Below are 11839 nucleotides of genomic sequence, written 5' to 3' on the forward strand. Positions count from 1 at the left end.
CCATGTCCTGATTGATCTCAAGCTCCAGATGCCCCTGACTGACAATCTTGCCTTTCGTATTCGTCAGCGTCTGTGCGGTCAGTTCCAGCGCTTTACCCTGAATATTACCGGACTGGTTATCGACGCTGCCGGCCGCCTTCACGGTCAGCGCCTGATCGGACAACAGTTTGCCCCCGCCGTTTTGGATATCCCCCCCCCGACGTCACGTTCAATGCGGACAGCCCCTGCAACGTGCCACGCTGGTTATCGATAGTACCCGTCGTGTTCACGGTCAGCGCTTGTTCAGCCAACAGTTTACCGTCGCTGTTATCGATGCTGTGCGCAGTGACATCTACCTGTTTACCGCTTTGGGCGGTTCCGCTGCGGTTATTCCAGTGGCCCCGGGTGCGGATATCCAGGGCGTCAGCCGCATCGAGCCGCCCGTGCTGGTTATCAATCGACTGATGACTGTCAAGCAGAAAATGGCCTTTACTGACGATCTTACCCTGTGCATTGTTCAGGTGCTGCGCCGTCAATTGCATCGTTTCGCCCCGGATGTCACCGGACTGGTTATTGATGTTGTCGGCAGCGTTCAGGGTCAGTTTTTGTTCGGCCGACAGTTTGCCACCACTGTTATCAATGCTATGGGCGGAGACATCAACCTGTTTGCTGCCTTGTAGGGTGCCGCCGTGGTTATCAATGCTACGGGCAGAGACGGTCACCTGCTTGCTGCCCTGAATGGTGCCGTCGCGGTTATCCCAGTGACCGTCAGTCTGGATCTTCAGCACATCATCGGCTTTAATGAGTCCGTGCTGATTACCCATGTCCTGATTGATCTTAAGCTGCAAATGCCCCTGACTGACAACCTTACCTTTCGTATTCGTCAGCGTCTGTGCAGTCAGTTCCAGCGCTTTGCCCTGAATATTACCGGACTGGTTACCGACGCTGCCGGTCGCCTTCACAGTCAGCGCCTGATCGGACAACAGATTACCCTGACCGTTTTGGAGATCGCCCCCCGACGTCACATTCAATGCGGACAGCCCCTGCAACGTGCCGCGCTGGTTATCGATGCGACCCGTCGCCTTCACCGTCAACTGTTGGCCGGACAGCAGATTACCCCCGCTGTTATTGATATCAGCGCCCGACGTAATATCCAATGCCGATTGACTCTTTAACGTGCCGCGCTGATTATTCAGGCTGCCGATATCAAGCCGCAGGTTGCCGTTGTTACCCAGCAGACCGTCGGTGTTGCTCAGCAATCCGGTCACCCGCCAGTGTTGCACTGTCTTTTCAAGCGCCACCAGATGCCCCTGCTGGTTGTTCAGGGAACCGGCATTCAGGCTGAGTTGTGGCGCTTCAATACGGCCGCCGGTGTTATCCAGCGCCCCGGTCAGTGCAAAACGGCTTTCCCCGGTTCCAGACTGAGACCAGACCGCCTTCTGATTGAACAGATTATTGGCATCAATCTCCCAGCGACCGACACCTACCCGAGCCTGTTGTGCGTCAATATCGCCCGGGGTTTTTACGGTCAACTGCTGACTGTCAATTTTTGCCTGTTGCAGGGCAACGCCACCGGCTTGTGCGGCAATCTCAGCCCGGCTGGCCGCCAGTTGGCTGTGGCTGATATCCACCCGCTGGCCAGTCACGTTGATATCCCCCAGACTGAGCAAATGGCCGCTGGCCTGAGTATTCCCCTGACTGCTCAGCGTCAGGTTTGCCTTATGTTTCAGCGTACTGCTAGTATCGCTGCCGGCCAGCAAATACCCGCGGCTCTGAATGCCCCGGGCCGACGTCAGCCGGATATCACCCACGGCCGCCAGGGTGCCGGACTGCTGAATGTCACCGTCGCGGCTCTGTACCGCAAGCTGCCCGCCGCTGTGCAGTTTGCCGTGATGTTCAATCCCGTTCCGGGCGGTCAGGGTGATATCGCCTCCTGCCTGAGTGATGGCTTCCTGCTCCCCCGATTGCCAGCTCAGCCGCCCTTCGCTGCTGACGGTCAGTGTTTTCCCCGCCTGCAAATGCCCGCCCTGATTACGCACCCCGACACCGGCTTCCGTGCCTATCATGCGGATATAACCGCTGTACATGCCGCCCATCTGCCCCATGTCTATCGCCAGTTCGGGCTTTTTGTCATTTTCGTCCAGCGGCGTCACTGTTTTGCTGTCCGCACTGATGCGGTTACGCCCTGCCACCACCGCAAGCTCTTCGTTGGCCCAGACGCCGGCGTTCAGCTTCACGGCCCGCGCCAGAATATCAACATACCCGGTATCGTGGCGCGGGTCACCATTGAGCCCGCCGCCTTCAATGCTCACCACGCCCCGCTCGACCTGATACCCCGCCAGACTGCCGTCGGCGTTCAACTGAGGCTTGCCGGTGGTCAGGGTCATCCGTCCGGCGTTGATGGTGCCACAGCCGTTACACACAATCCCCGACGGGTTGGCCACAATCACCTGCGCCCGGCCGCCGGCCACTTCCAGAAATCCCCGCAGCTGGCTGGGCTTATCACTGTTGACCTCATTAATAATAAACCGGGCCGGTGCAGCATTGAGATCGAGGCGGGGGTTACCCTGTATCATCCCGGCCAGTTGGGTTGAGGTCATCAGCGCCGAGTTGTTAAGGATGGCGCCTCGCTGGTCGACATCGAACTGCTGATAGGGGTTATGTGATACGCCGGCCTGATTGGGTGCATTGATATTGACCTGCGGCAGGCCATTCTGGGTTGTTATCACTTCCGGACGCTGGGCAGGGGCTACCTGCCTGTCAGCGATAATACCGTCCGCCAACGCCTGTCCGGCAAACAGCGCAGCCCCCAGCAGCCACACCGCGCGGCGTACCGTCACCCACAAGCGCGATGCACCGATACCACGACGCTGCCCGGGTGAGGTGCTGCAACTGCGGGCCAGTTCCGAGACCACCCGCAATTCACCGTGCGTGCGGCTGTAAATAAGGCAATAACACTGTTTGTTCATAAATCAGTCCGTCCAGATCAAATAAATAAACGCAACATTTGTTTGTGATTAAGGATGAGTGCGGTTATCAGATTTCCAGATTGAAGCTGAAACCGCCGCTCACGCCCGGGGTGTGAAAACCGGCGGGCTGGTAAAATGGCACCCCGGCAAACAGGTCATAACTGAGCCTGCGCCACAACGTGCCGCGCACGCCCAGGGCACCGCCTGCCAGCTGATGCCCGACCAGATGACGGGCACCCGGTCCATCCACACGACCATAATCCACCGCCCAGTAAAGCTCGTGACCACGCGACAGTACATTCCAGGCCAGCTCATTACGCCAGAGCAGCCCTCTTTCACCGGACAGCATCTGCTCGCCGTCAAACCCGCGCACGGTATAACGACCGGCAATCGCCAGCCTGTCCTGCGGTGTCAGCGGGTTTGCACTCCACTGCCAGCGCACTTTGGTGTGATAACGCCAGAGCTGTGTGCCCCATTGAAAAGGCACATTTAGGCTGATATCCCCCAGGGCCATTCCCGTGCGGGCACTGCCCCCATGGTAAGCTTCTTCCGGTGCCGGCAACGCACCGAAGGCACCGGTTCCCCGCCGCCAGTTGATGCCGGCGTCCAACGTGATATCACCGAAATAACTGCGCTGGCTTAAGCCTAACTCCCAGCCCGCAGTACGGCGGTGTTGTTGGGCTATTTCGATATTCCCCACGGCATTGGTGGAATGGCGGCGAAAGACGCGCAGATTAAGGGTGGTTTTGTGTGACTGATTGCGAAATAACAGCCGGGACACCGTGAATTGCACATTCTCGCTTTTACCACTGTAGGCCAGGATTTCGTTTGCGTTAGCGATATTCTGGTGATAAGTGTAGTCGTTGTAGTTGGCAGAAAACGCCCAGTAACCGAGCGGGAAGACGTAGTTAACGGTACGGGAACGGTTCCCAAAGGGGCCGGGCTCAAACAAATCCTTACCGATGTTGGCATAGAACAGATCATTCTGGGCAAAAGGCGCATCAATCGCCAGCGTCACCGACCCCAGATAACGGCCAGTGCTTTGGGCACCACTGTCATCAAGTCCCAGACTGAGCCGGAACGGACGGCCCTCTTTCCAGCTGATCCGCAGGTCACTGGTCGCCTCCTGCTGACCGGGTTCGATTTTTATGTCGGCCTCAACACTGGGCACCCGTTTGAAATTCTCCAGCGCCTGCTCAATATCGCGCAGATTCAGGATATCCCCGGCGGCAGCTGGCATGGCATTCCACAGCCGCCCACGCCAGGACACCGGCTCATCAAAGCGGATATGGGCAATGCGGCCGGGCTGGAGTGTCAGCGTCAGCACACCCCCGGTCAGATCCTGCTCCTGCACCATGACACGGGTGGTGACATAACCTTTGGCCAGAATGGCATTCTGTACCTTGTTATTGACCAGCAAAATCCCCTGTCCGCCCAGGCAACGCCCTTTGGCATCCCCTGCCGCATCCAGTGCCCACTGAAAACGGCGAGCGGAATCGCCTTCTAAACGTAAGGTATTGATCGTAAAACAGGGATGTTCATCAGCTGGATAATCAGACAGGTGCACGTCGGGTCGCGTGAGCCGGACATCGGTATCCGGTGTCTGTTGCTGTTGTAGCGCCTGCTGCCTTTCCTGCTGCCGGCGTTGCTCCTGAGCATCCAGGGTTGCTGCACGTTGTTCGGCTGCCTGTGATTGCTGTTTTTGCTGAATAAAGGGCGGGTCATCGGCCTGTACGGGGGAGAATGCGAGTACAGTCCATCCGGCCAGCCCGGCTATCATGTTGCGGGAAGTTACCGTTGCCATAGTAAACCCATCGGATACGTAATTATTATTGAACAGTAATAAGGGATTTTTAAGATGAGGTATTATGGTCGGCAGGGTTTAATTATCAAGCTAACAGATGAGACATTCATCACGGAGGTGTTTATTCAGACGATCTAACTCTCAAAATGCAATAACATGACAATGAATTAACAGAATCACAACACATTATGTGCAACATTAAGCAGATTCATCCGGGTTTTAAATTCAGCCAAAACAAAAACACCGTGAATATGATGAGAAAAGATGATGAATAGGGTGGTATTCAGAGTATTCCTAACTCAGTCGCCCTGCTGAACTCCTTACCGCTTAATCGCTGGAAAATCGAGTGTGACTTTGAGGAAAGAAAGGGGAATGTGTTCTGGATCATGATGAAATACGATAGTAGTAAAGCAGGTACCTGCATATTACCTTGTCGTTGTTGGCCCATGCTATTCTGTCTGTCTTGCAGGTTGCCCGGAATTATCATGCAACTACAGATAGAGTGTGGTAGCTTATCAGCAACTCATTTCCCGCCCACATTACTTCCGCATGTTGCATTTATTATATGAATTCGGGAGTCAGTTAAAATCAGGACTAAGACTTCATCATTAGGGGGCTGTTTTATGCTGAAAATTTTCCAAGACACTGGGACTGCCAGTCATCGTGATTTTTCAGGCAAAACTTTTGAGTTACTGGATTTTTCTCATTATGACTTCAGTTCAACAAACCTGAGTGAAGCTACTTTCATTGCTTGCCAATTTTATGATGAAGACCGCAGTAAGGGGTGTTCATTTCGCAACGGCATGCTGAGAGAAACACAATTTCTTAGCTGTAATTTATCACTTACCGATTTTTCGTATTCTGATGTCTTTGGCGCTGAATTTTTACATTGCAAACTGAGCGGAGCAAGTTTTGAAAATGCACGTTTTGAAAATTATATAACAAGAAAAAAGTGGTTTTGTTCCGGAAAAATTGAAGGATGCAATCTCAGTAATGCGATTCTCGCGGGTATCATTATGGAAAACTGCATATTGAAAGGAAACAGATGGCATGAGACAGATATACAAAAAGCCGTATTCAGAGGCGCTGATCTATCCGGAGGTGAGTTTTCTGGTATCCAGTGGACCGATGCTGATTTTACCTACAGTGATTTAAGGGGAGCCACTCTTCAAGGTCTGGATTTAAGAAAAGTGAATCTGACTGGAGTGAAAATGGAAGCCTGGCAGATTTCGTCCCTGATCGCTAACTTAGGGATCATTATCTCGTGAATGTTGGCAGGCTAAATGATGCTTTCGTATATTAAACAGCAGATAGACTGAAGCGGACAGAGTGACTACAACCATAAAAAACAGCATCAACTTATAAGAAATTAGCGTTGTTAGCACGCTGGATAAAAGAAAGGAGAGCGAGAAAGGAATACTGGTCACAGCTTCAAGCGATGTATTTGCTCTTCCCTGAATATCAGCCGGCAATGTTGTTTGTATAATGGTATCAAGCCCCACCATGGAGACTGGCGCACCAAAGCCGAAAATCGCACAACTGATATAACTTATTGATATATCCTGCACAAAAAGCCCAAGTATTCCAATAGACTGGATAATAAATCCAAAACTGACTAACATAGCCGGTGTGAAACGCTGAATAAGCTTGATTGAACATATACCGCCAATCACCGCACCAAGTCCCTGGACAGAAATTAATTGTCCTATCAGGGACGCTGGTTTACCGATGTTATCCAAGATACTGAAAAGTATAATTTCATAAAAACCTGCTACCAGCAGCGTAACAGACAAACAGGTAATGCATACTCTGAGCAACCGATCTTTCCAGAGTCCATAAACACCTTTCATTAACCCGTTTAAAGAAAATAGCTTGACCTGAGTATTTGTTTTATTACGTTCAGAATTATCGCTCTTTTCGAAGTGATAAAATAGCAAGCAAGATAACAGTAATGCCAGACTGACAAAATACACAAAGATATCTGATCCAAATGTCGTGTAAATGTAAATGCCTAATATTGGAGAAGATAATCTTAAAGCCTCTCGTAAGGTACGAAGTACAGCATTTATTTTACCGATAAACCGCTCTTCATAATTGTTAACAACGAGGCATACGCGAGCTGCGTTGAACACAACGTACCCAAGACCATAAATAAATGCGGTAAAAAGGAGTAAAAGATACTGGTTGCTTTTATCTGAATAATGTAAAAGCAATATAGAGACTGCCATAAAAAGATTGGTCAGAACTATCGTCCTGTCTTTTTTCAAACTGTCAATCACGTTACCTGTCAGGGGGCTGATTAATGAGGGAATGATAAAACAGAAGAAAACCAGACCGATACCTGATGTGCTTCCCGTAATTTGTTTTGCCCAAACAGCAAAAACAATATAGACAGAGGTATCAGCGATAACAGACAGACCATAGCCTGATAATAAACGATACATCCCTGGCAACTTTAACACAGAGTTATTCAACACCATTAAGAGACATTCCCGATACTGAAGACAGACTTTATTTTTTCAGTGATCTGCCGAACATTCGGCGAGTATACTTCTTCCAAGACACGGGTGTAAGGAACGGGACAATTTCTGGCTCCCAAGCGGATCACCGGATGGGCAAGAACAGCATGTAACTCTTCCGTAATAAGACACGAAATTTCTGCGCCAAAACCGCCGAATTGATTTGCAGCATGTACCACCATAGCCCGGCCTGTTTTTCTCACAGACGCTAAAATAGAGGGTAGATCAAGAGGCGTCAGCGTCCTGAGATCAATGACCTCACAGCTGATTGCATAAGTTTGCTCCATATACTCAGCAGATTCCAGACACCAACTTACCGCCCTTCCGTAACAAATCAAAGTCAGATCCGTTCCAGTACGTTTTATACGCGCTTTCCCAAGCGGGATAACATAATCCCCTATGGGGACAGGACTGCGCTCCTTTGACCACAATAATTCAATGCACTCCAACATGACACAGGGATCGTTGTTTCTGATACAGGACAGCAGCAGGCCTTTGGCATCTTCAGGTGTACTGGGAATGACCACGTTCAGCCCGGGTATATGAGTCAACCAGGCTTCCAGTGATTGTGAATGCTGTGCTCCCCCCATGGTTCCCCCGCCAATATGCATCCTGACCGTCAGAGGAATGTGGCTTACCCCATTAGTTGTATATCTGAGTTTCGCAGCATGATTAACAAGTTGATCAGACGCAATGGTAAGATAATCCATCAACATTATTTCAACAATCGGGCGATGACCGACCAAAGCGAGTCCGATTCCCAATCCTATAATCCCCTGTTCTGAAATAGGCGTTGTGCGTACACGATGAGTTCCATAACGTTCTTCGAGCCCCTGAGTCACCTTGTAGATACCGCCAGAAGGGGTGCCAATATCTTCACCTAACAAAACCACAGCAGGATCATGGGTTAAAGCTAAATTCAGGGCACTGTTAAGTGCCTCTGCAAAAGTCAGACAGACAGTTTTTTCACAATTAACGTCCATCTATGCCTCTGTAACCTGAGTTAATAATGCATCAGGATCTGGCGGAGAAGCAATCATTGCATCCAGATAAACCTGATTAACAAAATCATCCGTTTCTCTTTCGAAAACCTGAAGCTCAGTTTCCCGACCGCTCGTCAAAGAAAGTAAAATCTTTCTGAGAATTAGCAGAGAATCTGCGTGATTTAATTCCTCTTGACAGGGCAGATTCATGTAGTCGGTGGTACTGCCGGCCATATGTCCGTGCAACCTGGGAGCCAAAATTTCGATAAACGCTGGCCCCTTACCTTTTCTAACCTTTTCAGCAAAATCTGAAACCAGATCGATAACTTTGGTAGGCTCGGACACATTCACACAGGTAGCAGGGATCTGGTAATTTGCAGCCTTTTTATACAGCGACGTATTCTTTGTTATCCGGCTAAGTTTTGTGTGCAAGGCATACATGTTATTTATACACAGAAATAGAACGGGGAGAGCCCACAAGCCGGCAATATTAAGCGCCTCATGAAATGCCCCTGTAGTGGTGGCCCCGTCCCCAAACGTCACAAAAACAAGATGTCCTGAACCGGACAACTTCATAGAAAGCGCCGTTCCGCAGGCTATTGGGAGTCCGCCACCGACAATCCCGGTGGTAGCAAGAAAGCCATGCCGGGGGGAACTCAGATGCATGCAGCCTCCTTTACCGCCTGACAATCCGTCTGCCTTTCCCATTATTTCAGCAAAATAAGCATATGGGCTGACACCGGCGGCAATAAGATCACCGAGACAGCGGTAAGTAGAAATAATTCGGTCCCCTTCATTGAGGCTATAGCCTATAGACGCAGAAACGATTTCCTGCCCTTTCACAGGATAATGTAGGGCAAAAAAATCCTGGGAATTCAACCCTTCCTGAATTCGGGAATCAGTGGCACGAATGAGATATGATGTTTTATAAGCCCCAAGAATTCCGGCTAAAGATGTCATTTGGCCTCACTTAACAAATAGCGTTTTTTCGCAATTCAAAGGAGTCTTTCAGTATTCGGAAAGGAATCAATAGATTCGCTGAACAAAAAGTATCAGCCAGCATATCAATTTCATGATAATGCCTGGTATCCTCTAAATACATTTCGATGGCGCGAAACTTTGCATAAGGGCTGACATTGGAATTCATCAGCAACTTAATCATTTTGATAGCATGGCTGTAATTATGAAGTTGGATAAATCCGTCAAGATAATCAAGGTATTTTGATTCACTCACACCTAAATCAGGGACAATACCCAGGCCAGACTCTTCAAAAAGCATTCCGGTGAAACCAGGATCTCGATAAGTTCTGATAATGAATGTCACTGTTGGTCTTGATAAGTGGAGATTACGATGTATCAGACGAGAACCATTTAAGATGGTGCGGCTATCCCCGCGAGACAACAATTCATTCGTTTCAGATTTCAGAATCCCTGTTTGAAGGGTATCGTAGCCTCCTGTTCGTTCAAACGTAAAGGTTTCATGTTTACAGACGCCTTCAAAGATTGAAAATGCGCCTGAAAAAGGATGATCATGGATGGTCATATCAACAGAAGACCATAAATACATTTCAATAAAAAAACGCTGTCCTGGTGAAACATATAATGTAAAGGGAGGTTGGCCGAACTGAGAACCATGATTGAAGCGTTGTTTGGGAATGGCTGTATATTGAAGAAGATCCTCAGTCAATTGGTAGATATCAATAACGTCCTCGGGTCTTTTATTGAGAATAGTATTATGGGCAAGTTCAGGAAAAGCACTGATGCTGAAGTCTATACTTTCCCATTCTGCATTCAGACCTGCTCCCAAACTTTCGATATAACTCAAAATGTTCATTCTTTTTCCCTCTGACAGTGGAGGTTAATGTATTTTATGATTTTACCTTCCCATACTTCCCCCCATATTTCAGGAGAAATTCCTTCATCAGAAAGACTGACCAGAGCACAAAGGATAATGTCTTCTGACAATCCGGTTTCTAAAAAATCATGTTTTGATATATCAGATGAACTAATCACAAAATCAATGATTTTTGTCAGATCTTCATTGGCAAAAAATATTTTCTGATTAAAACGTAATTCAGTCCCTTTTTTTCTCGGAAGAATTCTGAGTGTATTTTTATTTTTGTGTAAATAATACATTCTCAGTTCTCCTTCGGTTATCTTTCTCAGCTACGATGGGGCACCATAAATCCAACCCTTTCAGATTACCTGTTATAGAAAGTGCACGAGAACGAGATCCTGCACCACATAATTCACCTATCTCACAAGTGGTGCACGGAGAACCTATATCAGAAATTTTAATATTTCTTAATTTTTTCAGGGCAGCGGCGTTATACCAGATATCAGTCAGAGAGTGTTCCCGCAAATTACCACACAGGACAGAGTCGTTTCTTGACATAAGAACCGAAGGATAAACCATTCCGTTCCCACTGATATTCAGGTCTCCGACGCCACTGGGATCAGCAGTCTGATAAACGGACGAATACATTGGATCTGTCAGTGTTGAGCGGTATCCCCATATATCCCATATTTGCTGTGGTGAATATCCGTTACGGATTAATGGCAGATAAATTTCCCATGGGGCTGAGACAGATATTGTCAGTTTTCGGAAATTATCATGGTTTCGGGTTAAATGAAGTATCATTGACTCCCACTGTTGACAGGGCGAGAGCACGAACGTTTTTCGACCTTAATTTGTATGCAACACAGTCAATTATAGGGCGAATATCACTCAATTCGGTCTTGTTAAAGTATCAATCAGTGTTTTATTTGCACGGATCGTTCAAAAAACAGGCTTTCATGCTCTCGCCCTGCCACTGTTGATACTTCAGTTCTAACTCATTGAGCGCATTCTTTCCATAGCCCGCCGGAAAAAAACGAATAGCCGTGACACTTTTTGCGCCCAATTCTTTGGTAGCAAGCCTGTATACTCCCTCAAGTTCATCAGCATTCATACCACTCACAACAAAACTAACACCAAGCGAAAGGCCGGTAGCAGAGAGGAATTCTGCGCCAGAAATTATCTGTGAAAACAACAGATCCCTTCTTTTTTGATCTCGGTTTTTTCTGTGGCGCAATATATCAAGTGAATCCGGTGTTGAACCATCAATGCTGATGTTAAAACTTATGTCTGGACACTCATTCGCTAACGTTTTTATCATTTTTTTGTTTAATAATGTTCCGTTAGTGACGACAGTGGTATATAAACCAAAACACGATTGCGCATGAGCCAAAATCTCAGACATATCAGGCCTGAGAAAAGGTTCTCCTCCAGCGAGGGTTAAATCAATAACACCTGATTCATGTAATTGACTTATTATATTTTTTATTTCTGCCGTAGTCAGTTCATTGTCCTGTCTTTTGCCTGATGCAGCATGACAATGTCTGCATGCAAGATTACACGCATTTGTCATATCAAAATCAACGTGAATAGGTGAAGAAAACAGAGGCTCATCGTTATCAGTAATCAGGTTCATCATTTCCTCACCAATTCAAATGGGATAAACATCCTGTGATTTATGAAGAACAATAAATCACAGGATAACCACAATAAAAACTATCGGATTTTATATTTTCACTTAACTAAGG

General features: G+C 48.0%; 11 protein-coding genes. 1 reads left to right on the forward strand and 10 read right to left on the reverse strand.

From position 1 onward, the window contains the following. From PSI17_RS17470 to PSI17_RS14425, 3 genes are all read right to left on the reverse strand, one after another. On the reverse strand, positions 1-142 hold a 142-nt coding region (locus PSI17_RS17470; RefSeq protein ID WP_443256035.1), incomplete at its 3' end, for a hypothetical protein. Then, on the reverse strand, positions 117-2948 hold the full coding sequence (locus PSI17_RS14420) for a two-partner secretion domain-containing protein (protein ID WP_273552637.1): 2832 nt from the start codon (positions 2946-2948) through the stop codon (positions 117-119). The genes PSI17_RS14420 and PSI17_RS17470, both read right to left, overlap by 26 nt. Before the next feature lie 67 nt (positions 2949-3015). Further along, the gene (locus PSI17_RS14425; RefSeq protein ID WP_273552638.1) at positions 3016-4752 is read right to left on the reverse strand and encodes a ShlB/FhaC/HecB family hemolysin secretion/activation protein; all 1737 of its coding nucleotides are present in this window, start codon (positions 4750-4752) and stop codon (positions 3016-3018) included. Between the two features lie 623 nt (positions 4753-5375). On the opposite strand from PSI17_RS14425, the gene PSI17_RS14430 reads away from it, so the two are divergent. Further along, complete coding sequence (locus PSI17_RS14430) at positions 5376-6020, forward strand: pentapeptide repeat-containing protein (protein ID WP_273552639.1); 645 nt, start codon at positions 5376-5378, stop codon at positions 6018-6020. Here the strand turns inward: PSI17_RS14430 and PSI17_RS14435 are convergent. From PSI17_RS14435 to PSI17_RS14460, 7 genes are all read right to left on the reverse strand, one after another. After that, positions 6000-7232 carry an MFS transporter gene (locus PSI17_RS14435; RefSeq protein WP_273552640.1) on the reverse strand — a complete coding sequence of 411 codons (1233 nt, stop codon included), beginning with the start codon at positions 7230-7232 and terminating at the stop codon, positions 6000-6002. The two genes, PSI17_RS14430 and PSI17_RS14435, sit on opposite strands and share 21 nt — an antisense overlap. Continuing rightward, a complete protein-coding gene (locus PSI17_RS14440; protein WP_273552641.1) occupies positions 7232-8254 on the reverse strand; it encodes an alpha-ketoacid dehydrogenase subunit beta in 1023 nt (340 codons plus the stop codon). Before PSI17_RS14440 ends, PSI17_RS14435 begins: the two co-directional genes overlap by 1 nt. Further along, on the reverse strand, positions 8255-9214 hold the full coding sequence (locus PSI17_RS14445; RefSeq protein WP_273552642.1) for a thiamine pyrophosphate-dependent dehydrogenase E1 component subunit alpha: 960 nt from the start codon (positions 9212-9214) through the stop codon (positions 8255-8257). Positions 9215-9224: 10 nt separating this feature from the next. Then, positions 9225-10088 carry a hypothetical protein gene (locus PSI17_RS14450; protein WP_273552643.1) on the reverse strand — a complete coding sequence of 288 codons (864 nt, stop codon included), beginning with the start codon at positions 10086-10088 and terminating at the stop codon, positions 9225-9227. Next, on the reverse strand, positions 10085-10390 hold the full coding sequence (locus tag PSI17_RS14455) for a hypothetical protein (protein WP_092550054.1): 306 nt from the start codon (positions 10388-10390) through the stop codon (positions 10085-10087). The genes PSI17_RS14450 and PSI17_RS14455 overlap by 4 nt, the downstream gene beginning before the upstream one ends. Further along, entirely contained in the window at positions 10368-10895 is a 528-nt protein-coding gene (locus tag PSI17_RS17475; protein WP_443256034.1) for an SPASM domain-containing protein, read from the reverse strand. The genes PSI17_RS14455 and PSI17_RS17475 overlap by 23 nt, the downstream gene beginning before the upstream one ends. A 121-nt stretch (positions 10896-11016) precedes the next feature. Further along, positions 11017-11730 carry a radical SAM protein gene (locus PSI17_RS14460; protein ID WP_273552644.1) on the reverse strand — a complete coding sequence of 238 codons (714 nt, stop codon included), beginning with the start codon at positions 11728-11730 and terminating at the stop codon, positions 11017-11019. Positions 11731-11839: the final 109 nt, after the last annotated feature.

It is taken from the genome of Xenorhabdus sp. IM139775, from assembly GCF_028598745.1.
Lineage (GTDB): Bacteria > Pseudomonadota > Gammaproteobacteria > Enterobacterales > Enterobacteriaceae > Xenorhabdus.